We start from the raw sequence: 24,972 nt of genomic DNA on the forward strand, positions 1-24,972 counted from the left end.
GGTCAGAAACGCTCTGACCCCGGTGTTACACGCTGAAATACTTCGCGCGCGGGTGGTGCAGGACGATGGCCGAAGTGCTCTGTTCCGGGTGGAGTTGGAACTCGTCGGACATCTCGACGCCGATGCGGCCCGCGTCGAGCAGTTTCAACAACTGCTCCTGGTCCTCCAGGTTCGGGCAGGCCGGGTAGCCGAAGCTGTAGCGGCTGCCGCGATAGGACTGCTGCAACAGCTTCTCCTTGTCGCGGCTGTCCTCCGCGCCATAGCCCAGCTCGGCGCGGATGCGGGCGTGGACGTATTCCGCCATCGCTTCGGTCATCTCCACCGACAGGCCATGCAGGTAGAGGTAATCCTGATAGCGGTTTTCGGCGAACCATTCGCGCGCCACATCGGCGCAATGCTGGCCCATGGTGACGACCTGAAGGCCCAGCACGTCGCGTTCGCCGTCGTTCACGTCACGCAGGAAGTCGGCGATGCACTCGCCATCCTCCTTGCCCTGGCGCGGCAGGGTGAAGCGCGCGACCTCCGTTTCACCGTTCTCGGCGAAGAGGATGACGTCGTTGCCGTCCGCCGCCGCCTTCCAATAGCCGTAGACGGCGGTCGGGCGCAGAATCTCCTCCTTCGCCGCGATCTGCAAGATGCGGTCGAGCACCGGGCGAAGCTCCTTCTTCGCCCACTCCTTGAACTCCTCGAACGACTTGCCGTCCTTCCGGTAGCCCCATTGGAGCTGGTAGAGCATCCGTTCGTTCAGATACGTGACCAGCGTCTTCAGCGGCACATGGTCGATGACCTTCGGCCCCCAGAAGGGCGGGGTCGGCACCGGCACGCCCTCGCCCAGGCGGCGGCGGCGGGCGCGCGTGGCATCCTTGTCCACCGGGCCGGTCGCCGCCCCGGTCGCCTGCCCCAGCACGCGGCGGCGGTTGACCGCCTTGCCCGACCGCTTGGCCTGGATGATGGCAAGCTGCTGGTCAAAGCTGCCGTCCACCACCTTGTCCATCAGGGTCAGCCCGTCGAAGGCGTCGCCCGCGTAGGCGACGCGGCCGGAGCCGTAGGAACCGACGCAATCGCCCTCGACATAGGCGCGGGTCAGCGCGGCCCCGCCCAGCAGCACCGGCACCTCCAGCCCCTCGCGCGTCATCTCTTCCAGGTTCTCGCGCATGACGACGGTGGATTTCACCAGCAGCCCGGACATGCCGATGGCGTCGGCCTTGTGCTCCTTCGCCGCCTGGATGATCGCCGTCACCGGCTGCTTGATGCCGAGATTGACCACCTTGTAGCCGTTGTTGGTCAGGATGATGTCGACCAGATTCTTGCCGATGTCGTGGACGTCGCCCTTCACCGTGGCGAGCACCATCGTGCCCTTTTGCTGGCCCTCCACCTTCTCCATGTGGGGTTCCAGCCAGGCGACGGCGGCCTTCATGGTTTCCGCCGATTGCAGGACGAAGGGCAACTGCATCTTGCCCGCCCCGAACAGCTCGCCCACCACCTTCATGCCGTCGAGCAGATAGGTGTTGATGATCTCCAGCGGCGAATGAGTCTTCATCGCCTCGGTCAGGTCGTCTTCCAGGCCGGTGCGGTCGCCATCGACGATGCGTTCCTTCAGCCGTTCCTCGACCGTTTCGGCGCGCGCCTTCTTCTTGGCGTCCGCCGCCTTGCGGCCTTCGAACAGGGCGATGAAGGCTTGCAGCGGGTCATAGCCCTCCGCCCGCCGGTCGAAGATCAGATCCTCGGCGGTCTTGACCTCCTGTTCCGGGATCTGGTGCAGCGGCAGGATCTTGGAGACATGGACGATGGCCCCGGTCATCCCCTTCTTCACCGCGTGGTCGAGGAAGACCGAGTTCAGGACGTGGCGCGCCGCCGCGTTCAGACCGAAGGAGACGTTGGACAGGCCCAGGATGATCTGGCAGCCCGGCATTTCGCGGGCGATCGCCTCGATCCCCTCCAGCGTCCAGATGGCGAGCTTGCGGTCGTCCTCGTTGCCGGTGGCGATGGTGAAGGTCAGCGGGTCGAACAGCAGGTCGGCGGGGGCCAGCCCATACTCGTTGACCGCCAGATCATAGAGCCGCTTGGCGATGGCGAGCTTGCGGTCGGGGGTCTTGGCCATCCCCTCTTCGTCAATGGTCAGCGCGATCACCGCCGCGCCGAATTTCTTGGCCAGCGCCAGCCGCTTGCGCGCCGGTTCCTCGCCATCCTCGAAATTGATCGAGTTGAGGATCGCCTTGCCGCCATACAGCGCCAGCGCCTTTTCCAACACGATGTATTCGGTCGAATCGATGACCAGCGGCGACGTGACGGAGCCGGAGAAGCGCGACACCACCGCCTGCATCTCCGCCACCTCGTCGCGCCCGACAAAGGCGGTGCAGACGTCCAGCGAATGGCTGCCCTCCTTCACCTGCTCGCGCGCCATGTCCACGCAGCCGTCCCAATCGTGACGCTCTTGCAACTCGCGCCATTTCTTGGAGCCGTTGGCGTTGCAGCGTTCGCCGATGGCGAAGAAGGCGTTTTCCTGGCGCAGCGTGACCTGCGAATACAGCGAGGCGACCGCCGGAACCCAGTGGACCGTCCGCCCCTTCGGATTCGGGCGGTGCGACCCGGCGGGGGCCAGCTTGCGCAGCATCTGGTTGGCGGCGCTGATGTGCGGCACGTTGGTGCCGCAGCAGCCGCCGACCAGAGTGACGCCGTCCTCCACGACGAAACGCTCCAGCCAATGGGCGAAATCATCGGCGCGCAGCGGGTAATGGGTCTTGCCGTCCACCAGCTCCGGCAGACCGGCGTTGGGCTGGACCGAGATCAGGCCCGGCCAGTTCTGCGACAGCCAGCGCACATGTTCGCTCATCTCCAGCGGGCCGGTGGCGCAGTTCAGCCCCATCAACGGCACGTCGAGCGCCTGGATGACGGTGGCCGCCGCCGCGATGTCGGTGCCGACCAGCAGCGTGCCGGTGGTTTCCACCGTCACCTGCACGAACACCGGGACGTCGGCCTTGGCGTCCGCCCGCGCGCGCTTGATGCCGTTGACCGCCGCCTTGATCTGCAAGGGGTCCTGGCAGGTTTCCACCAGAATGGCGTCGGCCCCGCCCGCGATCAGCCCGGCGGCCTGGACGTAAAAGCTGTCTTCCAACGGCTGGTAGGCGATGTGGCCCAGGCTGGGCAGCTTGGTCCCCGGCCCGATGGAGCCGATGACGAAGCGCGGCTGCCCGTCGGTGAAGCTCTCCGCCGCCTCGCGCGCCAGCTCGACGGCGCGCTGGTTGATTTCAAAGGCTTTGTCGCCAATGCCGAACTCGCCCAACGTCACCGGCGAGGCGCCGAAGGTGTCGGTTTCCACCATGTCGGCCCCGGCCTCGAAATAGCCGCGATGGATCTCGCGGACGATGTCGGGACGGGACAGCGGCAGGATGTCGGTGCAGTTCTCATGCCCCCAGTAATCCGCCTCGACGTCAAGGTCAAGCGCCTGGATGCGGCTGCCAAACCCGCCGTCGCACAGCAGAACGCGGTCACGCAGGATGTCGAGGATGTGGGGCATGGGAGAGGCTTCTTGTCCGTGGCTTGAGCGGGTTCGGGTTCAGGCGGAAGGATGACGGTGGGCGGGCCACCACTCATCATCCAGCAATTGGTCCAAGGTGTATGGGCAATCGAGGGGCAGATCAGCGGCGGTGATGCCGTCCTGTTCCAGGCCATCGGCGGCAAAAGCACGGCCACGGCGGTGGCATTTGGCCAGATCGAGCTTGCCGCGCAGGCTGGGGCTGGCCTCCAACGCGTCGTTGGCCTGGTTGCGATGCTCGCGCACCGACCGCCGCCAACCGGCGCGCGGGCCTTGGGCAGGCGAATGCTCCAGCTTCAGGAGATGTTCGATCACGCGGGTCAGCGCGCTGGTCAGCGCGTTGGCTTCCGACCGGCCCATGCTCTCGATCTCCTCGGCAACCTGATCCCAATCAATGGGCATGTTGGGGCGTTCCCGCGCGGCGTCGCGCAGCAGGCGGGCCTGTTCTTCCGTCCAGGCGAGGAAATCCGTGTCGTAACCGATCCGGTTGTCCATGATGCCTCCCTCCGCCGTGCTGGGCCGCGAGTGTAGCACGCCCCTCCCCCCCCGTCTTGACCCGGTGGCCCGGATCAGCGCCCGGCCCCGTCCACGCCATCGCCCGCCGGGGCGGCCTGCGCCTTCACCCCCAGCATGCGGCAGATGGCGATGGTCAGGTCGGAGCGGTTGAGGGTGTAGAAATGGAAATCATTCACTCCCTGGGCCTGCAAGGCCTGGCACTGCTCCGCCGCCACCGTCGCGGCGACGAGCTGGCGGGTCTCCGGATCGTCGTCCAGCCCCTCGAAGGTTTCGGCCAGCTTGGCGGGCATGGAGGCCCCGCATTTGCCGGCGAATTCCACCGCGCGGGCGAAGTTGGTGATCGGCAGGATGCCGGGCACGATCGGCACGGTGATGCCCGCCGCCGCGCAGCGGTCGAGGAAACGGAAATACACATCGTTGTCGAAAAAGAACTGGGTGATGGCGCGGGTCGCCCCGGCGTCCACCTTGCGCTTCAGATTGTCCAGGTCGAACTGGGCGCTGGGCGCGTCGGGATGGCTTTCGGGATAGGCGGCGACGGAGATTTCGAAATCGGCGATCCGCTTCATCCCCGCCACCAGATCGGCGGCGTAGGCGTAGCCGCCGGGGAACGGCTCATAGGCCCCGCCCACCCCGCCGACGGCGTCGGGCGGGTCGCCGCGCAGAGCGACCAGATGGCGGATGCCCGCGTCCCAATAGGTCCGGGCGATGGCGTCGATCTCCGCGCGGGTGGCCCCGACGCAGGTGAAATGCGCCGCCGCCGGAATGCCGGTTTCAGCCTGGATGCGGCAGACCGTGGCGTGGGTGCGCTCGCGGGTCGAGCCGCCCGCGCCATAGGTCACGGACACGAAGCTGGGCGACAGCGGGGCCAGACGGCGGATGGACTGCCACAGGCTTTGCTCCATCTTCTCCGTCTTGGGCGGAAAAAATTCAAAGCTGACGGACGGCGTGGCGGTCATGACGGAACTCCGCTGAACGAAAGGGCGGGGGTGGAGGCGGACGGCCCGGCCGCCGCAAGGCGGATGGCGGGCCAGATGGAGACGGTGAGGGGATCGCCGGGCAGATGCACCACCGGGCCGCAAGACAGCCCGGCCTGACGGCACCAGCCCGCCACCTCCTCCTCGGCGAAGCCGAGACGGCGGTGGGCGTGCTCCTCGCGCAGGGTTTCCAGCGTGTGGGGCGCGAAATCGACGATCAGCAACGCGCCACCGGGGCGCAGCACGCGCGCGGCCTCGGCCACCGCGTCGGCGGGCGTCTCGGTGAAGTGCAGCACCTGATGGATGATGGCGGCGTCAAAGGAGCCGCCGGGAAAGGGCAACTGGTAGAGGTCGGCCTGCCGCACATGGCAATGGCGCAGGCCCGCCCCCTCCAGCTTGGTGCGGGCGACGGCCAGCATCTCGCGCGATTGATCGACGCCGGTGGCGCGCTGGGCGCGCGGCCCCAGCACCTCCAGCATCCGCCCGGTTCCGGTGCCGATGTCGAGCAGCGACTCCACGCCCGCGTCGGGGAACAGCCGCAGCAACGCCGCCTCCACCTCGCGCTCGGCGATGTGGAGGGAGCGGATTTCGTCCCAGCGCGCGGCGTTTTCACGGAAATAGGTGGCCGCGCTCTCCGACCGGCCGCGCTTGATCGCCTCCAGCCGTTCCAGATCCAGCGCCTGGGTGGGATCGGATGCCGGAATGGCGTCCACCAGCACCCGCGCCAGCTCCGCCGACGGGCCTTTCTCGGCCAGCCGGAAAAAGGCGAAGGTCCCCTCGCGGAAACGGTCGAGCAGCCCGGCGTCGCACAGCAGTTTCAGGTGGCGGGAGACGCGCGGCTGGCTCTGCCCCAATATCTGGGTCAGCTCCGTCACCGTCAGCTCGCCATGCGCGCACAGCGCCAGCAGCCGAAGCCGCGTCGGTTCCGCCGCCGCCTTCAGGGTCGCAAGCAGATCGTCCATCGCCCCTTCACCCGACTTCCTTACACCTGGATTCCGACGCGGGTCATCCGCGCATCCGCCATTCTGGATACAGATATAAAGATATCTTTATGCGTCGTAAACTGGATTCGTCAGGGTCACACCCAAAGGCGTCGCCAAGCACTGCGGCAGGGCCGCCACAGGTGACGCAAGGTCTGTGGCCTGGGTGCCACGACACTGGTCAAACCAACGGCTGTGTGCTAGTGGACGAAAAGGTGGAAATTGGGTGATTTCTCGCACACACTTTTCACGCACGCGCCGCCGCCTCTGTCATGCCCCTTGGGTTCCCGCCGCAGGACCCGATGGACCCGATGGGGAAGACCGGCGATCCGACCCGAGTTGAGCCTCCAGAAAAGAGCCGTCGCACCATGAAGCTGGCCAGTCTCTCACGCTCCATCCTCCGCTCGGCCGCCGTCGCCGCCTTTGCCCTGTCCGTGTCGGCCTGCGCGACCAAGCCCGGCGACTCCGGTGCCAAGGACGCCGCCTACGAGGTCAACGACCCGTTGGAAGTGCCGAATCGCTTCGTCTTCGCCGCGAACGAGGCCATCGACACCATCGCCCTGCGCCCCGCCGCCGAGGTGTACACCGTGGTCGTCCCCGATCCGATCCGGGACGTGATCCACAACTTCATCGACAACCTGATGGCACCGCTTTACATCGCCAACAACCTGTTGCAAGGGAATTTCGAGGGCGCGCAGCACGCCACCGGCCGTTTCCTGACCAACACCATCCTGGGTGCCGGCGGCATCGCCGACGTCGCCACGCAGGCGGGCATCCCCAACCGGCCCGAGGATTTCGGCCAGACCCTGGCGGTCTGGGGCCTGGACAGCGGCCCCTATCTGGTGCTGCCGCTGCTCGGCCCGTCGAATCTGCGCGACGCGGTCGGCTATGGCGTGGACAGCGTCGCCGATCCGGTCCGCGTCTGGGGTTACGCCACCAGCAACAAGGGCGCGTTGACCGGCCGTGCGGTTGCCAACGCCGTGGATCGCCGGTCGCAGGTGCTGAAGGAAGTGGACGATCTGCGCCGCAACTCGCTCGACTTCTACGCCACCGTGCGCAGCCTGCACCAGCAGCAGCGGCAGGCGGAGATCGAGAACAAGCCGGTCAGCGGGCCGGAGTTCCCCGATTTCACCTCCGCCCCGAAGAAGTGATCCCCGAAACGCTGTGATCGGGCGCATGGCCGCCGTTCCCGCCGGGGACGGCGGCCAAACCCTTCGATCCCGATGTTTCTTTGCCGCTCCGGGTATTTGACCGTTGACAACCCACGACCAGCCGCCACTTCATGATCCGATGATGCTGACACGTCGCCTGTTTGTCGCGTGCGCGGCCCTGCTCGCGGTGAGCAGCGGGGTCGGCCCCTCCCTGATGTCCCCGGCCCACGCCCAAAGCGCGGATCCGGGAGCCAGTGCGTTCATCCAAAAGCTGGGGAACGACGCCATCGGCACCTTTTCCAACAAGAGCCTGCCGAAGGAGCAGGCCTTGCAACAGTTCCGCGCCCTGCTGCACAAGGGCTTCGATGTTCCCTACATCGGGCGTTGGGTGCTGGGCCGCTATTGGAATCAGGCGACCGAGGCGCAGCAGGCCGAATACCAGAAGCTGTTCGAACAGCTCATCGTCGGCACCTACGCCGAACGATTCCTGGAATATTCGGGCGAAACCTTCAAGATCGCCGGATCGCAGCCGGAAGGCGAAACCGACACGATGGTGACGACGCAGATCGTCCGTCCGAGCGGGCCGCCGGTCAACGTGAATTGGCGCGTTCGCAAGAAGGACGCCGATTACAAGATCATCGACGTCGTGGTCGAGAATGTCAGCATGGGCGTGACCCAGCGGCAGGAATTCGCCTCCGTCGTCCAGCAGAATGGCGGAAAAATCGACGGGCTGATCCAGGCTCTGCGCCAAAAGGTCGGCAAGGCGGGCTGATTGTCCCGCTCCGGTCCCCGGAATCGCTGACACCAAGGGCCGCTCCATCGGGGCGGCCCTTGGTGTTTTGCCGTGGGGAATCCGTGACGCGGCGGTGCGAAACCGCTATCCTTGCCGCCATTGCTTGCGTCACGATGATTTGCTTTGCCCATTCCAGGGCACAAACGGGACTCTTACCGCCATGGCCGAACGCGCTCCGTCCGAGGTCGAGGAGATCAAAAAGATCATCCTGTCGCATCAGGCGTGGCTGAAGCGGCCCAGCAGCGGCAAGCGCGCCGACCTCAGCTTTCGCGACCTGTCGCGGCTCAACCTGGAACGGGTGGCGCTGTCGGGGGCCAAGCTGGCCGGGTGCAACCTGTCCAACACCCGGATGGTGCGGGCCGATCTGACCCAGGCCGATCTGTTCGGCGCGGACATGGAGGGGATCAACCTGTCGGGCGCGGCGCTGACCGGGGCCGATCTGCGCGGGGCCAACCTGCACCGGGCGCAATTGACCGACGCCAACCTGCGCGGGGCCGATTTCCGCGCCGGGGAGTTGATGGACGATTCCAACACGGCGCACGGCGGCGGAACCACCCGGCTGACCGAAGCCAAGATGGAACGCTCGATCCTGGCCGGGGCGAATTTTTCCGGCTGCGACCTGACCGGGGCCGACCTGAACGACGCCGACCTGACCGGGGCGGAGCTGACCTCGGCGGTGCTGATGGGCACGGATTTTTGCGGGGCGACGCTGGACGGGGTGGTGTTCGGCAACACGGTGATGGATCAGGCCACGCTGACCCGCACCTACATCCCCTTCGCCCTGCCGCCCGAGGCGATCATCAAGCCCAACTACAGCGCCATGCCGGTGGCGGAGTTTCTGGAACGGGTCGCCGCGCACGAGCGGTGGGTGGACAGCGGCGGGGCCGAGGGGGCGCGGCTGGATTTGGATCTGGTGTCGGTGGCCGGGGCCGATCTGCACGGCCGCACGCTGGCCGCCGCCCGGCTGCGGCGCTGCCGCCTGCCCGGCGCGCGCCTGACCAGGGCCAATCTGGACATGGCCGAACTCTCCTACATCGACCTCGACGAATCCGACCTCAGCGACGCCAGCCTGCGCGGGGCCACCCTGCGCCGCGCCTATCTGGCCCACACGCTGTTCAACCGGGCCGACGCCAGCCCGACCATGCTGGCCGGTGGCCGGGCCTGGCCCGCCAATTTCGAAGGGGCCGATTTCTCCGACGCCGACCTGCGCGAGGCCCGCATGGGCGACGCCGTGGTGCGCGGCGGCGTCTTCACCAACACGCTGACCGAGAACAGCGGCATCGACATCGCCAACGCCGGGGCCGTCACCCCGCCCCCGCCGGAAGAGCGGCGGCGGCAAAAGCGCTTCGTCCGCCCCGGTCTGGTCGTCCACACCGAACACGGCGTGTTCCCCGCCCGCAACTGGTCGGTCGGCGGCCTGTGCCTGCTGGCGGTCAACCAGCCCTACCGGCGGGGCCAGAGCTTTCAGGCCCGCGTGGTGATGGCCGACCGCGAGGATGTGGCCGCCGTCGCCAATCTGGTGGTGCTCCACCGCGACGAGGAGCGCGGCCAACTCTCCGTCCGCTTCAACCAATATGGCGACGATCTGAAAGCCCTGCTGAAAACCGCCTTCCTGGAGCATCAGAAGCTGGCGGGGTAAGGCCCCTCACGTCGCCAGGAATCCGCCATCCACGCACAGATTGTGGCCGATGACGAAGGACGCCGCGTCGGACGCCAGCCACAGCACCGCCCGCGCCACCTCCTCCGGCTGACCCAAACGACGGGCGGGCAAGCCAGCCGCCACCACGTTCATATCGGCGATCTTGGATCCCAGCATCATCGGCGTTTCGACCCGCCCCGGCGACACCGCGTTGATCCGAACGCCGAGCGGCGCGTTTTCCAGCGCCGCCGTGCGGGTCAAGGCCAGCGCGGCGGCCTTGGAGGCCGCGTAAAGGGCCAAACCGGGGTTGGGGTTGCGCACACCGCTGACCGACGCGTTGTTGACGATCACACCGCCACCCTGCGCCCGCATCACCGTGATCTGCGCCCGCATCGCCTGAAACAGGGACCGGGTGTTGGTGGCGAACACGCGGTCGAACACGTCGTCCGGCTGGTCGGCAAGCGGCGCGCGCGCCTCCTGCCAACCGGCGTTGTTGAACGCGATGTCCAACCGCCCGAACCGTTCCACCACCGACGCCACAACGCCGTCCAGCGCGTCCGGGGCGGTCACGTCGGCGGCCAGAAACACCGACCCGGCACCACCCGCCGCGTCACAATCGGCGACCACCGCCTCTCCGCGCGCGTGGTCGCGGCCAACGGCCACCACCGTCGCCCCCGCCGCCGCAAAGGCCCGCGCCGTCGCGGCGCCGATCCCGGAGGTTGCCCCCGTCACCAGCGCGATCTTTCCCGTGAAATCCGCCATCACCCGCCCCTGCTCCGTCTGTGCGACACCGGGCAAGCCTGCCCGATCCGGGCCGATCCGCTCTTGGCGAAAATTGACAGACGAGCCTCATCGGGCACGGTCATCCCCGCATGGCGCGGGCGTAGCACAGCGGCGTGATGCCGTAGGTCCGCTTGAATTGCCGGGTGAAGGCGCTTTGATCGTAAAAGCCGACGGCCAGCGCTGTGTCGGCCAGTGGCTCCCCCCGTTCCAGCCGCAGGGCCGCCGCCAACAGCCGGGTTTGCGTCAGATAGGCGTGTGGGGTCAGCCCCGTGACCTGCTTGAAGGCCCGGATGGTCTGGAACACGGTCAGGCCGGACACCCGCCCCAAATCCTCCAACGTCAAACGCTGGTCATGCGCGTCGTGAATCAGGGCGATGGCCTGGGCGATGCTGGCCCGCCGACGGCCCGGTGCCCGCCTGGGCCGGTCCGTCGCGTGACGGCCGACCAGACCGCCGAAGCTGAGCGCCAACAGCTCCTGCCGCAGCAGCGGATCGTCCGCCCCCTCCATCGCCCGGTGCAGGCGCAGGAAAGACGCGGCCAGCGCCGGATCCGTGACCAGATTGTTGCGGAAATAGGGTTCCTCTGAAACGTCGAGCAGCGACATCACCGCGCTGATGGCCGATGGCCGCAGGTAGAAGGAGCGGTAGCGCCACCGGTCGCTGCGCCCCATCCGCCCGGAATGGGGTTCCAGCGGGTTGAACACCAACACGGCCTGCCCCGTCGCCTCGGCGGTCAGGCCACGGCTGTGAAACTCCGACCCGCCCGCTTCGGTGATGGCAATGACCCAGGCCTCGTGGAAATGCGGGGTGTAATCATGATGGGTGAAATCGGCGTGCAGCAGCCGCAGACCAGGAACGTCCCGGTCCCGCCAATAGCGCGCCCGGTTTCCCGCCACCCCGTCGGCCATCGCCCCTCCCCCAGAAACGGCAACGCCCCTTCCCCCGGATGGAGGAAGGGGCGTTGCCCGTCAGGGTGTCACAGCCGTCAGCCGCGAACCAGCGGCTTGTACTTGATGCGGTGGGGCTGGTCGGCCTCCGCGCCCAGGCGGCGCTTCTTGTCGGCTTCGTAATCCTGGAAGTTGCCTTCGAACCATTCGACGTGGCTGTCGCCCTCGAAGGCCAGGATGTGGGTGGCGATGCGGTCGAGGAACCAGCGATCGTGGCTGATGACCACGGCGCAGCCCGCGAAGCCTTCCAACGCGTCTTCCAACGCGCGCAGGGTGTCAACGTCCAGATCGTTGGTCGGTTCGTCGAGCAGCAGGACGTTGGCACCGGACTTCAGCATCTTGGCGAGGTGGACGCGGTTGCGCTCACCGCCCGACAGTTGCCCGACCTTCTTCTGCTGGTCCGGCCCCCGGAAATTGAAGCTGGAGACATAGGCGCGGCTGGGCATGGTCTTCTTGCCCAGTTCGATCACGTCCAGACCGTCGGAGATTTCCTCCCACACCGTCTTTTTCGGATCGAGCGAATCGCGGCTTTGGTCGACGTAGCCCAGCTTCACCGTGTCGCCGACGCGGAAGGCACCGCCATCCGGCCCTTCACCGCCGGTGATCATGCGGAACAGCGTGGTCTTGCCGGCCCCGTTCGGGCCGATGACGCCGACGATGCCGCCGGGCGGCAGGCGGAAGGACAGATTGTCGATCAGCAGGCGGTCGGCAAAGCCCTTGGAAATGCCTTCGGCCTCGATGACCAGATTGCCCAGGCGCGGCGGGGTCGGGATGACGATCTTGGTCTCGCCCGCCGTCTCCTTGGCGCTTTCGGCCAACAGGGTTTCGTAGGCGGAGATGCGGGCCTTGCTCTTGGCCTGACGGGCGCGCGGCGACTGGCGAATCCATTCCAGTTCCGTGGCCAACTGCTTCTGGCGCGACTCCTCCTGACGGCCTTCCTGCTCCAGGCGCTTTTGCTTCTGCTCCAGCCAGGAGGAGTAATTGCCCTCATACGGGATGCCCGCACCGCGATCCAGTTCCAGGATCCAGCCGGTCACGTTGTCGAGGAAGTAACGGTCGTGGGTGACGAGGACGACGGTCCCCTTGTAGTCTTCCAGATGCTTTTGCAGCCACGCCACCGATTCGGCGTCGAGGTGGTTGGTCGGTTCGTCGAGCAGCAGCAGGTCGGGCTTTTCCAGCAGCAGGCGGCACAGCGCGACGCGGCGCTTTTCACCGCCCGACAGCTTGTCCACGGTGGAATCGCCGGGCGGGCAGCGCAGGGCGTCCATGGCGATTTCCACGGTGCGATCCAGGTCCCAGGCGTCGGCGTGGTCGATCTTTTCCTGCAACTCGGCCTGTTCGGCCAGCAGCGCGTCGAAATCGGCGTCGGGGTCGGCCATCAGTTCCGACACGGCGTTGAACCGGTCCAGCAGCGCCTTGGTGTCGGCCAACGCCTCCAGGACATTTTCCTGCACGGTCTTGGTCGGATCGAGCTGCGGTTCCTGCGGCAGATAGCCGACCTTGGCCCCCTCGGCGGCCCAGGCCTCGCCCGAAAAATCCTTGTCGATCCCGGCCATGATCTTCAGCAGCGTGGACTTGCCCGCGCCGTTGACGCCGAGAACGCCGATCTTCACGCCCGGCAGGAAGGAGAGCCACACGCCGTCAAGCGTCTTCTTGCCGCCTGGATAGACCTTGGTCAGGTCCTTCATGACGTAAACATACTGATAGGACGCCATGCGCCACTCCGACCTTTGCACCGGGGAAAAGAAAAAAGCGTCGCCACGCGGCTGCGCTTCGCTCGGCTCCGGTTTTAGCGCATAAGGGCGCGGGACGGAACCATGTTGACAGCCAGCCACAGCCGGAGGACGCATCCGTGGTCGAGATTTATGTGGACGCCGACGCCTGCCCGGTGAAGGCCGAGATCTACCGCGTCGCCGGGCGCACCGGCTGCAAGGTCTGGCTGGTCGCCAACAGCCCGCTGCGGCTGCCGACGGATTGCGTGGCCGAACTGGTGGTGGTCAGCGACGGGTTCGACGCCGCCGACAACTGGATCGCCGAACACGCCGGGCCGACCGACATCGTCGTCACCGCCGACATCCCGCTGGCCGACCGCTGCGTGAAGCGCGACGCCGTGGTGATCGGCCCGACCGGGCGGCCCTTCACCCCCGACAGCGTCGGTTCGGCGCTCGCCACCCGCGCCCTGATGCAGGATTTGCGCGACATGGGCGTGGTCAGCGGCGGCAACGCCCCGATGACCCAGCAGGACAAATCCAAATTCCTGCAAGCGCTGGATCAGGCGGTGCAGGCGCTGAAGGCCGGGCGGCGGCCAAAGTTCCGCTGACCGACACGCCGTTGATCGGTGGTCCACCATCCGCAAATCCCCTTGACGGCGGAGCGTGCTTTCTGTAATTTCTGAGTTAACAGAAATTACAGACCAAACCACAATCAGACCGAACCACACGAGGCCGCGATGATCCTGACTCCAACCATGGAGCGCTTTGTCCTTCATTGGGGGGAGATGGGCACGCGCTGGGGCGTCAACCGCTCCGTCGCCCAAATTCACGCCCTGCTCTATCTGTCCCCCCAGCCGCTTCCGGCGGACGAGATCACGGAGATCCTGTCCATCGCCCGGTCGAACGTCAGCACCAGCATCCGCGAGCTTCAGAGCTACGGTCTGGTCTCCGTCGTCCACGTCATGGGCGACCGCCGCGATCATTTCCGGGCGGAGACCGACCCCTGGTCGATCCTGCTGCTGATCGCGGAGGAACGGAAAAAACGGGAGATCGACCCGGCCATCGCCATGCTGCGCGCCTGCACCGCCGAGGCCGACGCCGACCCCCGCATCGATCCCGAGATCAAGGCGCGGATGACCAGCATGCTGACCTTCATGGAGGACATGTCCGGCTGGTACGATCAGATGAAGCGACTGCCGCGCTCCACCTTGCAGAACATCGTCCATGTCGGGGCCAAGATCGTCGGCTTCCTGAAGCGCTGACCGTCCCCCACTCCGGGCATCCGGCCAATCAACGCGCCGATCCACGCCTTGAAATTTCTGTCTGTACAGAAACAACTGTCTGAAATGGAGGTTGCCATGTCCCTCGCCCCGAACACCCTTCTGGCCCTGGGCCTTGCGGCGGGAAGCGGCGGCCTGATCGCCGCCACCCTCCTCCGCCCGCTGTCGGCGCTGGCCGCCGACATCAGCGGCGGCGCGGATCACGGCCATTTCTGGGCGCGCTATTGCGGCGTACTGACCGTTCTGGCCTCCGTCCTGGGGACCTGCTTCGTCCTGGCCTACCCCGAAAGCGACGCCAACGCCGGGCTGCTGGTGGAACGCTGCCTGTTCTGGTCTGGCCTGTTTCTGGGAATCACGCTGTTGCTGCTGGGGCGCGGCCTGTCGCCCGCCCGCGTGCTGCGCGCCCGCAACGCCGCCCCGCCGTGCCAGAAAGACAAGGCTCCCCCGGCGCTGTGATGCGGGCGTTCTGATGCGTCAAACGCGCATGGCCCGGACGACGCCGTCCGGGCCATGCGATTCGTCAAACACCCATCATCCAACAGCCCGCAAGGGCGGGTTCACAACCAACCCGCTTCCTTTTCGCAGGCCTTGCGGGATTCAGGATTCGCCTTTTCCCATTCGGTGATGGAGCGGGTTTCGTTGTCGCTCATCTTGTTGTTCATGCAGGTGCAGTATTTGGTCACGACGTCCGGCGACACCTTGGCGTCGGCATTGTCCTTCTGGCACTGGGCGACCCATTTCGCGTTGTCGTCGGCCTGGGCGATCCCGCCCATGCACAGCACACCAAGCGAGAACAGAGCGATGGCGACAGACTTCATGGCGAATCTCCCCCTGGGTTTTGGGGCCGGTCGGGTGCTGGCACAGCTCCGCGACCGGCGCACGGTTTCCCCACGGTGCCTTGATAATCCCATCGCTTCAATCGCTTAATTTCGCTCAATCAGGGTTTCCCGCAGCTTTCTTGCGCCGCTTCGCCTGAGACATGAGGCCGCAGGGGGGGGGTGAGTCACCCCCCTTGCACGCAACGGACTGCGCCCGGTCAGACGCGAACGACCTTGCCAGGGTTGAGCAGATTGTGCGGGTCGAGCGCGCGCTTGACGTCGCCCATCACGGCGAAGGCGTCGCCCGCCTCCTGCTCCAGGAAGGCCATCTTGCCGTAACCGATGCCGTGCTCGCCGGTGCAGGTGCCGCCCATCGCCAGCGCGCGGGAGACCATGCGGTCGTTCAGGCGCTGGGCCTCGGCCATCTCCTCCGGCTTGTCGGGATCGATGACGTAGACGAGGTGGAAATTGCCATCGCCGACATGGCCGACCATCGGGGCCAGCATGTTCGACTCGGCCAAGTCCTTCTTGGTTTCCAGGATGCAGTCGGCCAGACGCGAAATCGGCACGCAGACGTCGGTCGGCCAACCCTTCGACCCCGGACGCAGCGCCAGCGCGGCGTAATAGCCATCGTGCCGGGCCTGCCACAGGCGGGAACGGTCCTCGGGACGCGTCGCCCAGGCGAACTCCATCCCGCCATGCTCCTGCGCGATGGCGGCGGCCATCTCCGCCTGCTCCTGCACCCCGGCTGCGGTGCCGTGGAATTCGAAGAACAGGGTCGGGGCGACGGCGTAGCTCAATTTGGAGTATTTGTTGACTGCGTCCATCTGGACCTCGTCCAACAGCTCGATGCGGGCGACCGGGATGCCGACCTGGATGGTCTGGATCACCGTGTTGACCGCACCGCGAATGTCCTGGAAGGCGCAAACCGCCGACGAGATCGCCTCCGGGATGCCGTAGAGCTTCAGCGTCACCTCGGTGATGATGCCCAGCGTGCCTTCGGAGCCGACGAACAGCCGGGTCAGGTCATAGCCCGCCGCCGATTTGCGCGCCCGCCCACCGGTCTTGATGATGCGGCCATCGGCCAGCACCACGGTCAGCCCCAGCACATTCTCGCGCATGGTCCCGTACCGCACGGCGTTGGTCCCGCTGGCCCGCGTCGCCGCCATGCCGCCCAGCGAGGCGTCGGCCCCCGGATCGATGGGGAAGAACAGGCCGGTGTCGCGCAAATGCTCGTTCAACCGCTTGCGGGTCACGCCCGCCTGAACGGTGACGTCCAGATCCTCCGGGCTGACGCGCAGGATGCGGTCCATGCCCGACAGGTCGATGGTGATGCCGCCGTGCAGCGCGGCGATGCCGCCCTCCAGCGACGTGCCGGTGCCAAAGGGGATGATCGGCAGCTTGTGCTTGGCGCAGATGGTAACGATGGCGCTGACCTCCTCGGTCGAGCGCGCGAAGGCCACGCCATCGGGCGGACAGGGCGTGTGATAGGACTCGTCCTTGCCGTGATGGTCACGCACCGGCCCCGAAATGCTGAACCGGTCGCCCAGCAGCGCCGTCAACTCGGCCCGCGCGTCGTCGGTCAGCGCCGCGCGCGGCTGGGTGGTGGCGATGGCGGTCATGGGCGGTGTCCTCCCCGGTGTCGGCTGATGGGATGCTGCGGATGGGTTTGTTGCTATGACCAAGGAAGGCTACGGCGTCGGCCAAGCCGCTGGCAAGACACCGGCAACGCAGGGGTGGGATGCGGCGGGGCTAGATTTTCCAAAGGCTTTATGATGTCTTTGTACCGACATATGCAATTTCAAAAGGCGGAGCGAGCATCATATGCATTCAAAACAGTCAGACTCATCGTCCAATGCGGCTAAAAATTTATCAAAGGAACACGATCTTGGCGTGAGCATGAAGTTATTCACCTAACATCAAACGGAACCAAAACAAAATAATTCAATACTTTCACGGAGATAAAATTGCCAAGCTTACTGAATATCTCTTATGAAGATGCCCTGAATCTTTGCTCAAAACAAGAGAGCGATTTATTTGACAGAAAAAAATTGAAATAGACGGAAGAGGAATTCAAAAAATAGCAGTGGCATTTGCAAACTCCGATGGAGGGGAGTTTGTTATTGGAATAGCCGATGACTCCCAAGAACCAATCAAAAGTAAAAGATGGTGCGGAGCAATATCTATAGAGTCTTTCAATGGCCACCTTCAGTCATTGTTTAATCTTAACCCAACACTTGACTTCCGACATGAATTTTTGACCGCAAATGGAATGAATGGTATTGTTCTTAGGGTTTTTGTCGACAAGTCGTCTGAAGTTGCAAAGCGGAGCGATAGCAATGTTTATCAAAGAGTAGGAGCACAATCACTTCCTGTAACGGATCCTCAGGCAATTACAGCCCTTGCATTTGCCAAGGGCGCTGTGAGCTATGAAAGCAGCCTGCTTAACGGCGTTGAACCTGAGGAGATTGTTGAATCTGACCAGATGAAAAAATTTGTTAGCGAAATTTCTCCACCTCAGGAAGCCCTTGCATTCTCAGTAAACGAGGGATTGGTTAATCGGAGAACTTTCTGTCCAAACTGCGCTGGCGTTCTTTTATTTTCCGATGCTCCTCAAGCAGTTTTCCCAAAGCGATGTGGTGTGAAAGTTGTTTTTTACGATACAAAACTTGAAAAGCCCGAGAGAGAGCATCTCAAGAAAAATATTACCTTGACTGGGCCGCTTTACGAACTAGCACACAAAACTGCCGAAGAAGTATCAACAATCATGTCAAGCATAAGCATCATAACGGCCAATGGAATGGAAAAAGTGTCATACCCACCAGAGGCCATTTGGGAAATTTTAGTCAATGCCATTATTCATAGGGATTACTCTATTGCAGACGACGTTCATGTCGTTATATATCAAAATAGAATAGAAGTTATAAGCCCAGGAAAACTCCCTGGATTTGTAAACATTAATAACTATCTTGATGTTCGATACAGCCGAAACCCCAAAATTGTTCGCACGCTAGCAAGGTACAAAACACCTCCCAACAAAGATCTTGGAGAAGGATTAAACACCGCCTTCCAAAAAATGAAAGAATGGAGGTTAACAGCCCCCGTTCTAACTGAGAGTGGAAATTATGTGAAGGTCGTGATTTCCCATACCCCTCTAGCTTCCCCAGAAGAGCTTGTTCTTGATTACCTGAAATCAAACGGAATTATAAAAAACAGAACAGCGCGTGAACTAACCGGCATTCATTCAGAAAATCAAATGAAGGAAGTTTTTTATAGGTTGCGAGATCAGAATTTAATTGAGCGGGTACCAGAAAAGAGAGGAAACGCTGCAGCGTGGAGATTGATAGAAAACACGCCCAACCAATAATGCACTGTGCAATTGTCGTCAAAAATTGATAGGAGGCGTGGTATCAGATCTCTAATCTGATACCACGCTAGCTCTATATTCGATCAGGACGCCATCACGTCGCCGTAGCCACCGCCGCCCGGCGTTTCCACCACCAACGCGTCGCCGGTCAGCACCGCCACGCGGTCCTGCGGGGCGAGTTCCTGCACCGCGCCGTCGGCGCGCAGCAGCCAGGTGCGGCCCACCGCCCCGTCCATGCCGCCGCTGAGGCCGAAGGGGGCGACGCGGCGGCGGTTGGACAGGATGGCGGCGGTCATCGGCTCCAGGAAGCGCAGGCGGCGCACCACCCCGTCGCCGCCGCGCCAGCGCCCGCCACCGCCCGACCCGCGCCGGATGCGGAAGCTTTCGACCAGCACCGGGAAGCGCCATTCCAGCACCTCCGGATCGGTCAGGCGCGAGTTGGTCATGTGGGTCTGCACCGCGTCGGCCCCGTCAAAGCCGTTGCCCGCCCCGGCCCCACCGCAGATGGTTTCGTAATACTGGTGCCACTGGTTGCCGAAGGTCAGGTTGTTCATCGTCCCCTGGGCCGAGGCCATGACCCGCAGCGCGCCGAACAGGGCATCGACGATGCACTGGCTGGTTTCGACGTTGCCCGCGACCACGGCGGCGGGCGGCTTCGGGGCCAGCATCGAATTTTCGGGGATGACGATCTCGATGGGGCGCAAACAACCCTCGTTCATCGGGATGTCGTCGTCCACCAGGGTGCGGAAGACATAGAGCACCGCCGCCCGGCAGACCGCCGACGGGGCGTTGAAGTTGTTCGGCAGTTGCGCGCTGGTCCCGGTGAAATCGACCTTGGCCGACCGTTTGCTGCGGTCGATGGACACGATCACCTTGATCGTCGCCCCGTTGTCGAGCGACACGGCAAAGGCCCCATCGCGCAGCACGCCGATGGCGCGGCGCACCTGCTCCTCCGCGTTGTCCTGGACGTGGCGCATGTAGGCGTTGACCGTCGGCAGGCCGTGCAGGCGGACGATGCGGTGCAGGTCGCGCGCGCCCTGCTCGTTCGCGGCGATCTGCGCCTTGAGGTCGCCGATGTTCTGCGCCGGGTTGCGCGCCGGATAGGCCCCGGACTTCAGCAGCTCCAACAGGGCGGCCTCGCGGAACTGGCCGTTCTCGACCAGCGGCACGCAATCGAACAGCACGCCCTCGTCGGCGATGGTCAGGCTGTCGGGCGGCATCGAGCCGGGGGTGATGCCGCCGATGTCGGCGTGATGCCCGCGCGAGGCGACGAAGAACAGCAGCTCCCGCCCGGCCTCGTCAAACACCGGCGAGACGACGGTGATGTCGGGCAGATGGGTGCCGCCATGATAGGGATCGTTGAGCGCGAAGACCTCGCCCGGCGCGAAGACACCGTTGCGCCGCTCCTTCACCGCGCGCACGCTTTCGCCCATCGACCCCAGATGCACCGGCATGTGCGGGGCGTTGGCGATCAGCCCGCCGTCGCGGTCGAACAGGGCGCAGGAGAAATCCAGCCGCTCCTTGATGTTCACCGACCGCGCGGTCTTTTCCAGCGTCACCCCCATCCGTTCGGCGATGGACATGAACAGGTTGTTGAACACCTCCAGCGTCACCGGATCGACCTTGGTCCCGGCGGACAGGCGCTGGTTGACCGGCTCCAGCCGGGTGAGGACAAGGTGGTTCTTGCGCGTCACCTCGGCGATCCAGCCCGGCTCGATCACCGTGGTGGCGACCGCCTCGGCCAGCACCGCCGGGCCGACGATGCGGTTGCCGGGCTGCAACTGGGCGCGGTCGTACAGCGGGGCCTCGCGGTCCTTGCCGCCGGTGTGCAGCGTCACCGTGGCCAGACGGCGCGGCAGCGCGCCGGTGGTGCTGGTCACGTCGGGATCGTCGGGCGCGTCGGTGCGGCCCACCGCCTCCAGCGTCACCGATTCGACCTCCAGCGCCGAACCGGGGGTGAGGAAGCCGTAGCGCTGGCGGTGCGCCGTTTCGAACGCCGCCGCCATCACCACGCGCGACCCGAAGGGAACCGCCAAGGTGGTGTCCGACCCCGACGCCTTGATGTTGACGCGGCGGTGGATCAGTTGGCGTTCCGGGGCCACGCCCTGGCGCGCCAGTTCGGCACGGCCCTCGGACTCCAGATCGGTGAACAGCAGGGTCAGGCGATCGACCACCGCGTCGCTCAACGGGCCTTCGATGGCGCGTTCGCGGATGGCGACGATGTCGGCCAGCCCGATGCCATAGGCCGACAAAACGCCCGCCTGCGGGTGCAGGAAGACGCGCGTCATGCCCAGCGCGTCGGCCACGGCGCAGACATGCTGCCCCGCCGCGCCGCCAAAACCGTTCAGCGTGTAGCCGGTGACGTCGTGGCCGCGCTCCACCGAGATTTTCTTGATGGCGTTGGCCATGTTGTCCACCGCCACCCGCAGGAAGCCTTCCGCCACCTGCTTGGGCGTCATGCTGGTTCCCAGCTTGGCGTTCACTGTGGCGGCCAGTTCGGTGAAGCGGGCCTTCACCACCTCGGCGTCCAATGGCTGGTCGCCGGTGGGGCCGAAAACGTGGGGGAAGAAGCGCGGTTGCAGCTTGCCCACCATCACGTTGCAGTCGGTGACGGTCAGCGGGCCGCCACGCCGGTAGCAGGCCGGGCCGGGGTTGGCCCCGGCGCTGTCCGGACCGACGCGGAAGCGGGTGCCGTCGAAGACGCAGAGCGAGCCGCCGCCCGCCGCCACCGTGTGGATGTTCATCATCGGCGCGCGCACCCGCACCCCGGCGACGATGGTGTCGAAGGCGCGTTCATACTCCCCGGCGTAGTGCGACACGTCGGTCGAGGTTCCGCCCATGTCGAAGCCGATGACCTTGTCGAACCCGGCCATCCGCGCCGTGCGCACCGCGCCGACCACGCCGCCCGCCGGGCCGGACAGGATGGCGTCCTTGCCCTGGAACCGCGCCGCGTCGGTCAGGCCGCCGTTGGACTGCATGAACATCAGCGGAATCGCCCCGGCCGGGCCGCTGAGATCGCCCGCCAGCCGGTCGACGTAGCGGCGCAGGATGGGCGACAGATAGGCGTCGGCAACCGTGGTGTCGCCGCGCCCGACCAGCTTCATCAGCGGGCTGACCTGATGGCTGACCGACACCTGCGTGAAGCCGACCGCACGGGCCAGCGAGGCGACCTGACGTTCATGCTCGGGGTAGCGGTAGCCGTGCATCAGCACGATGGCGGCGGCGCGGTAGCCCGCGCTGAACGCCTCCTCCAGCCCCCGGCGGACAACGTGCAGGTCGATGGGCTTCAGCACCCGGCCGTCGGCCATCACCCGTTCGGGCGCTTCGACAACGCGGGCGTAGAGCTGTTCGGGCAGTTGGATGCGGCGGGCGAAAATCTTGGGCCGGGCCTGATGGCCGATGCGGAGCTGATCGCCGAACCCTTCGGTGATGACCAGGACGGTGGGTTCCCCCTTGCGCTCCAACAGGGCGTTGGTGGCGACGGTGGTCCCCATCTTGATGGCCTCCACCGCCTCCACCGGCAGGGGATCGCCGGGCTTCAGCCCCAAAAGGTCGCGCACACCCTGGACGGCGGCGTCGGCGTAGCGCTCCGGGTTGTCGGACAGCAGCTTGTGGGTGACAACCGATCCGTCGGGGCGGCGGGCGACGATGTCGGTGAAGGTGCCGCCACGGTCGATCCAGAATTGCCAGCGTGCCTTCCCGACCGGGGCCGCGCCGTTCTGATCCACACCGTCACGCTTGTTTCCGTCCATGCTCGCACCCACGCTGGCCCGGCGCGGCGGACATGCCACGCTCGCCGCCGGAGTTTCGCCATCCGGCGGCCAACGTCAACGGCTTGATGCGGGTGCGAGCGGATTTCGCGGGCCGATCAGGCCGCCACGCGGTCGGTTGCGCCGCTGGCGAAGCTGGCCAGCAGGGAGTTGAACGCCCCCGCCCCATCTTCCAGCGCTTCGAGCGCGTAGGAGAATTGGTTGGGCGGCGGCAGGTCGAAGCTGGCGGCGATTTCGCCGCACTCCAGGGTTGCCCGTCCGCCGAATCGGCGGGCCAGCGCCCGCATCCGCACATTCTCGGCCAGGCATTGGATGTGGACCCGGCCGATGGAGCGGTTGCGCGCCACCGTCAGGGCGCGGCGGATCAGGATGCTGCCGATCCCCTGCCCTTGCAGCTCCTTTTCCACGCTGACGCCGAACTCGGCCTCGTTCGGCCAGAGGATGCGGTCGCTGCACAGCTCCACCGCCGCGCGCAGTTCGCCGTTCAGAAAGGCCCCGATCAGGATCGTGCGGCTCCAGTCCAGGCCTGCGCAGTGGCGGGCCACCGACTCGTCCGACAGGGTGCCGGTGAAGCGGGCGTAACGGTCGGCGCGATCCAAGCGAAGAAGATGCGCCCGGTAGAGCGACCGTTCGGTCGGCAGGATCTTGCGGATGACAGTCATGGCGTTCACTCAACGGTTTTCGAATTGAAGGTTTTCAAATTGCAAAACCGCATCGAACAGCGCGCGTCCCAAACGGATCGACCTCACCAGCGCCAGAGCGGTGGTGCGGATCCGATGTCTTTGTTGCGTTGCAGCATAAACCATTCGAAGATGATCGCAAGCGATCATCGAAAGGCGCGGAACCGAACACAAACGCGCTGTGGCGGCACCGCCACAGTTGGCCCAACGTCATCAAGCCCTTATGCTGGGGCTTCACTTCCTATGGCGGATCACGGCGATGAGCATCTGGGGCAAGATTCTGGGCGGCGCTGCGGGCTTTGCCATCGGCGGCCCGCTGGGCGCGTTGCTGGGCGCGTTGGCCGGGCACGCGGTGGACCGGCGGATGAGCGACGGGTGCGAACCGACCGCCCCGGCCAGCGCGGAGGACGCCACAGCGGCGGCCACCCAATCCATCGCCTTCACCATCGGCGTCATCGCGCTGTCGGCCAAAATGGCGCGGGCCGACGGGGTGGTGAAACGGGTGGAGGTGGACACCTTCAAACGCCTGTTCCGCGTGCCACCGGAGGAGATGGAGAATGTCGGGCGCGTCTTCGATCTGGCCCGCCGCGACACCCACGGTTTTGAGGAATACGCCCGCCAGATCGCCGCGCTGTTCGAGGACCGGCATGCGGTGCTGGAGGAACTGCTCGACAGCCTGCTGATGATCGCCGAGGCCGACGACGAACTGCACGAGACCGAGGTCGCCTATCTGCACGCCGTCGCCGGAATCTTCGGCTTCAGCGACGCCGAGTTCGAACGCATCATCGCCGGTCATCACCGGGCGGGCCAAGCGACGGAGGCCGACCCCTATCAGGTGTTGGGCGTGGCCCGCGACGCCGACGACGCGGCGATCAAGGCCGCCCATCGCCGTCTGGTGCGCGAACACCACCCGGACCTGCTGGTGGCGCAGGGCCTGCCGCAGGAGTTCGTCGATCAGGCCACCCACAAGCTCGCCCTCATCAACGCCGCCTACGACCGCATCAAGAAGCTGCGGGAAGGCGCGCCCGCCATCGCGTGATCCTCCTGGCACCGCGACTCATCCGCGATTCCGCTTGCGGATTCTCCCGTTATCTGACGTACCCTGACCGTCGGATCAGGATGGGGAGGGGCATGGAATGGCACGCCAAATTGCCGGGGGCCGGATGGTCAAACAGTGGGTTGGGTGCGGGCTGTTGGCGGGGCTGTTGACCGGCTTGCCCGCGCTGGCCTGGGCGCAAAGCACCGCCGCCACCGCTGCCGCCACGGTGAACAGCGCCGCCGTCAACCTCACGCTGCCGGTGGTGCTCGCCGCGCTGGTCGGCGGGCTGTTCGTGCTGGCCTTCTTCCGCCGCTTCGGGCGCGATCCGGTGACGCTGGTCCCCGATGTGCCGATGCCTGCGGGTTATGTCGCCCCCTACAGCCTGTCGCGCTTTCAACTCCTGTGGTGGAGCGGGGTGGTCGCCGCCTCCTACACCTGGCTGTTGCCGATCACCGGCTCGATGGACACGATTTCGACCGGGGCGATGGCGCTGATGGGAATCGTCGGCGGCACCTCCGTCCTTGCCGCCACCCAGGACAACCGGCCCAGCACCAAGCCGGACGACGACGGGGCCGAACGCGCCAAACATTGCGCGAATTACCGGACCGCCGCCGCCGCCAGCCCGCCCGACACGGCGATGATGGCCTCCTGCGTGGCGGAGATTTACCCGCCCTCCCAAGGGGTGCTGACCGATCTGTTGACCGATCTGCACGGCTACAACATCGCCCGGCTGCAATTGCTGATCTGGACCATCGTCCTGGGCCTGTCCTTCCTGTTCGAGGTGGCGCACAACCGGGCGATGCCGGAGCTGTCGGCCAACCTGCTGGCGCTGACCGGCATCAGCAACGGGACCTATTTCGGCTTCAAGATGCAGGAAAAGCAGGTGGCCCCCGCCGCCCCGCCAACCGCCTGACGCGCAACCCGGACCCGGCGCAATTGACCGTCGCCGGATGGGGGAGGACCGCGCTATAACGCCGGTCTTCCCTTCC

The 24,972-nt window shown here is 65.4% G+C and carries 20 protein-coding genes; 9 read left to right on the top strand and 11 right to left on the bottom strand.

The window, feature by feature from the left end; all coding sequences use genetic code 11:
* Window positions 1-25 precede the first annotated feature (25 nt).
* The 4 genes from metH to EJ903_RS01025 all read right to left on the bottom strand — a co-directional run bounded on the left by metH (window position 26) and on the right by EJ903_RS01025 (window position 5,987).
* The gene (gene metH / locus EJ903_RS01010) at window positions 26-3,517 is read right to left on the bottom strand and encodes a methionine synthase (protein WP_126611271.1); all 3,492 of its coding nucleotides are present in this window, start codon (window positions 3,515-3,517) and stop codon (window positions 26-28) included.
* Between the two features lie 39 nt (window positions 3,518-3,556).
* The gene (locus EJ903_RS01015; protein ID WP_126611272.1) at window positions 3,557-4,030 is read right to left on the bottom strand and encodes a DUF29 domain-containing protein; all 474 of its coding nucleotides are present in this window, start codon (window positions 4,028-4,030) and stop codon (window positions 3,557-3,559) included.
* A gap of 74 nt (window positions 4,031-4,104) precedes the next feature.
* Complete coding sequence (gene metF, locus EJ903_RS01020) at window positions 4,105-5,007, bottom strand: methylenetetrahydrofolate reductase [NAD(P)H] (protein ID WP_126611274.1); 903 nt, start codon at window positions 5,005-5,007, stop codon at window positions 4,105-4,107.
* On the bottom strand, window positions 5,004-5,987 hold the full coding sequence (locus EJ903_RS01025; RefSeq protein ID WP_126611275.1) for an ArsR/SmtB family transcription factor: 984 nt from the start codon (window positions 5,985-5,987) through the stop codon (window positions 5,004-5,006). Before EJ903_RS01025 ends, metF begins: the two co-directional genes overlap by 4 nt.
* A 386-nt stretch (window positions 5,988-6,373) precedes the next feature.
* Between EJ903_RS01025 and EJ903_RS01030 the strand changes: the two genes are divergently transcribed.
* From EJ903_RS01030 to EJ903_RS01040, 3 genes are all read left to right on the top strand, one after another.
* Window positions 6,374-7,156, top strand: coding sequence for an MlaA family lipoprotein (locus EJ903_RS01030; protein WP_126611277.1), 783 nt, complete (start codon window positions 6,374-6,376; stop codon window positions 7,154-7,156).
* A 139-nt stretch (window positions 7,157-7,295) separates the two neighbouring features.
* Window positions 7,296-7,928 (top strand): MlaC/ttg2D family ABC transporter substrate-binding protein, encoded by a 633-nt coding sequence (locus EJ903_RS01035; RefSeq protein WP_246015059.1) that lies wholly within the window; start codon window positions 7,296-7,298, stop codon window positions 7,926-7,928.
* A gap of 181 nt (window positions 7,929-8,109) precedes the next feature.
* Window positions 8,110-9,588, top strand: coding sequence for a pentapeptide repeat-containing protein (locus EJ903_RS01040; protein ID WP_126611279.1), 1,479 nt, complete (start codon window positions 8,110-8,112; stop codon window positions 9,586-9,588).
* A 6-nt stretch (window positions 9,589-9,594) separates the two neighbouring features.
* Here EJ903_RS01040 and EJ903_RS01045 read toward each other — a convergent pair whose 3' ends face one another.
* From EJ903_RS01045 to ettA, 3 genes are all read right to left on the bottom strand, one after another.
* Complete coding sequence (locus EJ903_RS01045; protein WP_246015061.1) at window positions 9,595-10,386, bottom strand: SDR family NAD(P)-dependent oxidoreductase; 792 nt, start codon at window positions 10,384-10,386, stop codon at window positions 9,595-9,597.
* A 64-nt stretch (window positions 10,387-10,450) separates the two neighbouring features.
* Window positions 10,451-11,278, bottom strand: a complete 828-nt coding sequence (locus EJ903_RS01050) for a helix-turn-helix transcriptional regulator (protein ID WP_126611281.1) — start codon at window positions 11,276-11,278, stop codon at window positions 10,451-10,453.
* A gap of 77 nt (window positions 11,279-11,355) precedes the next feature.
* Window positions 11,356-13,032 (bottom strand): energy-dependent translational throttle protein EttA, encoded by a 1,677-nt coding sequence (gene ettA / locus EJ903_RS01055; protein ID WP_126611283.1) that lies wholly within the window; start codon window positions 13,030-13,032, stop codon window positions 11,356-11,358.
* Between the two features lie 137 nt (window positions 13,033-13,169).
* Here ettA and EJ903_RS01060 point away from each other — a divergent pair, with 137 nt between their 5' ends.
* The 3 genes from EJ903_RS01060 to EJ903_RS01070 all read left to right on the top strand — a co-directional run bounded on the left by EJ903_RS01060 (window position 13,170) and on the right by EJ903_RS01070 (window position 14,765).
* Window positions 13,170-13,637 (top strand): YaiI/YqxD family protein, encoded by a 468-nt coding sequence (locus EJ903_RS01060; protein ID WP_126611285.1) that lies wholly within the window; start codon window positions 13,170-13,172, stop codon window positions 13,635-13,637.
* A 129-nt stretch (window positions 13,638-13,766) separates the two neighbouring features.
* Window positions 13,767-14,291, top strand: coding sequence for a GbsR/MarR family transcriptional regulator (locus tag EJ903_RS01065; RefSeq protein ID WP_126611287.1), 525 nt, complete (start codon window positions 13,767-13,769; stop codon window positions 14,289-14,291).
* Window positions 14,292-14,387: 96 nt separating this feature from the next.
* Complete coding sequence (locus EJ903_RS01070) at window positions 14,388-14,765, top strand: hypothetical protein (protein ID WP_126611289.1); 378 nt, start codon at window positions 14,388-14,390, stop codon at window positions 14,763-14,765.
* A gap of 101 nt (window positions 14,766-14,866) precedes the next feature.
* On the opposite strand, the gene EJ903_RS01075 is transcribed toward EJ903_RS01070, so the two are convergent.
* On the bottom strand, window positions 14,867-15,127 hold the full coding sequence (locus EJ903_RS01075) for a hypothetical protein (RefSeq protein WP_126611291.1): 261 nt from the start codon (window positions 15,125-15,127) through the stop codon (window positions 14,867-14,869).
* Between the two features lie 218 nt (window positions 15,128-15,345).
* Window positions 15,346-16,749: an FAD-binding oxidoreductase gene (locus EJ903_RS01080; RefSeq protein WP_126611293.1), complete on the bottom strand. Its 1,404-nt coding sequence runs from the start codon at window positions 16,747-16,749 to the stop codon at window positions 15,346-15,348.
* A gap of 449 nt (window positions 16,750-17,198) precedes the next feature.
* Between EJ903_RS01080 and EJ903_RS01085 the strand changes: the two genes are divergently transcribed.
* Window positions 17,199-18,494 (top strand): ATP-binding protein, encoded by a 1,296-nt coding sequence (locus tag EJ903_RS01085; protein ID WP_377005696.1) that lies wholly within the window; start codon window positions 17,199-17,201, stop codon window positions 18,492-18,494.
* Window positions 18,495-18,577: 83 nt separating this feature from the next.
* Here the strand turns inward: EJ903_RS01085 and EJ903_RS01090 are convergent, their stop codons facing one another.
* Together EJ903_RS01090 and EJ903_RS01095 are read right to left on the bottom strand one after the other, a co-directional pair.
* Window positions 18,578-22,246 carry a hydantoinase B/oxoprolinase family protein gene (locus tag EJ903_RS01090; RefSeq protein ID WP_126611295.1) on the bottom strand — a complete coding sequence of 1,223 codons (3,669 nt, stop codon included), beginning with the start codon at window positions 22,244-22,246 and terminating at the stop codon, window positions 18,578-18,580.
* A 116-nt stretch (window positions 22,247-22,362) separates the two neighbouring features.
* Window positions 22,363-22,926, bottom strand: a complete 564-nt coding sequence (locus EJ903_RS01095) for a GNAT family N-acetyltransferase (protein ID WP_126611297.1) — start codon at window positions 22,924-22,926, stop codon at window positions 22,363-22,365.
* Window positions 22,927-23,203: 277 nt separating this feature from the next.
* Between EJ903_RS01095 and EJ903_RS01100 the strand changes: the two genes are divergently transcribed.
* Both EJ903_RS01100 and EJ903_RS01105 read left to right on the top strand, forming a co-directional pair.
* Window positions 23,204-23,983 (top strand): TerB family tellurite resistance protein, encoded by a 780-nt coding sequence (locus EJ903_RS01100; protein WP_126611299.1) that lies wholly within the window; start codon window positions 23,204-23,206, stop codon window positions 23,981-23,983.
* A gap of 97 nt (window positions 23,984-24,080) precedes the next feature.
* The gene (locus tag EJ903_RS01105; protein WP_210211358.1) at window positions 24,081-24,896 is read left to right on the top strand and encodes a hypothetical protein; all 816 of its coding nucleotides are present in this window, start codon (window positions 24,081-24,083) and stop codon (window positions 24,894-24,896) included.
* Window positions 24,897-24,972: the final 76 nt, after the last annotated feature.

The sequence above is a fragment of the Azospirillum griseum genome (genome assembly GCF_003966125.1).
In the GTDB taxonomy this organism is placed as follows: Bacteria; Pseudomonadota; Alphaproteobacteria; order Azospirillales; family Azospirillaceae; genus Azospirillum; species Azospirillum griseum.

Excerpts from the sequence above, each read along its gene's own strand:
- metH (WP_126611271.1), bottom strand. The coding sequence starts at position 3,517 with ATGCCCCACATCCTCGACATCCTGCGTGACCGCGTTCTGCTGTGCGAC.
- EJ903_RS01015 (WP_126611272.1), bottom strand. The coding sequence starts at position 4,030 with ATGGACAACCGGATCGGTTACGACACGGATTTCCTCGCCTGGACGGAA.
- metF (WP_126611274.1), bottom strand. The coding sequence starts at position 5,007 with ATGACCGCCACGCCGTCCGTCAGCTTTGAATTTTTTCCGCCCAAGACG.
- EJ903_RS01025 (WP_126611275.1), bottom strand. The coding sequence starts at position 5,987 with ATGGACGATCTGCTTGCGACCCTGAAGGCGGCGGCGGAACCGACGCGG.
- EJ903_RS01030 (WP_126611277.1), top strand. The coding sequence starts at position 6,374 with ATGAAGCTGGCCAGTCTCTCACGCTCCATCCTCCGCTCGGCCGCCGTC.
- EJ903_RS01035 (WP_246015059.1), top strand. The coding sequence starts at position 7,296 with ATGATGCTGACACGTCGCCTGTTTGTCGCGTGCGCGGCCCTGCTCGCG.
- EJ903_RS01040 (WP_126611279.1), top strand. The coding sequence starts at position 8,110 with ATGGCCGAACGCGCTCCGTCCGAGGTCGAGGAGATCAAAAAGATCATC.
- EJ903_RS01050 (WP_126611281.1), bottom strand. The coding sequence starts at position 11,278 with ATGGCCGACGGGGTGGCGGGAAACCGGGCGCGCTATTGGCGGGACCGG.
- ettA (WP_126611283.1), bottom strand. The coding sequence starts at position 13,032 with ATGGCGTCCTATCAGTATGTTTACGTCATGAAGGACCTGACCAAGGTC.
- EJ903_RS01065 (WP_126611287.1), top strand. The coding sequence starts at position 13,767 with ATGATCCTGACTCCAACCATGGAGCGCTTTGTCCTTCATTGGGGGGAG.
- EJ903_RS01070 (WP_126611289.1), top strand. The coding sequence starts at position 14,388 with ATGTCCCTCGCCCCGAACACCCTTCTGGCCCTGGGCCTTGCGGCGGGA.
- EJ903_RS01075 (WP_126611291.1), bottom strand. The coding sequence starts at position 15,127 with ATGAAGTCTGTCGCCATCGCTCTGTTCTCGCTTGGTGTGCTGTGCATG.
- EJ903_RS01080 (WP_126611293.1), bottom strand. The coding sequence starts at position 16,749 with ATGACCGCCATCGCCACCACCCAGCCGCGCGCGGCGCTGACCGACGAC.
- EJ903_RS01090 (WP_126611295.1), bottom strand. The coding sequence starts at position 22,246 with ATGGACGGAAACAAGCGTGACGGTGTGGATCAGAACGGCGCGGCCCCG.
- EJ903_RS01095 (WP_126611297.1), bottom strand. The coding sequence starts at position 22,926 with ATGACTGTCATCCGCAAGATCCTGCCGACCGAACGGTCGCTCTACCGG.
- EJ903_RS01100 (WP_126611299.1), top strand. The coding sequence starts at position 23,204 with ATGAGCATCTGGGGCAAGATTCTGGGCGGCGCTGCGGGCTTTGCCATC.
- EJ903_RS01105 (WP_210211358.1), top strand. The coding sequence starts at position 24,081 with ATGGCACGCCAAATTGCCGGGGGCCGGATGGTCAAACAGTGGGTTGGG.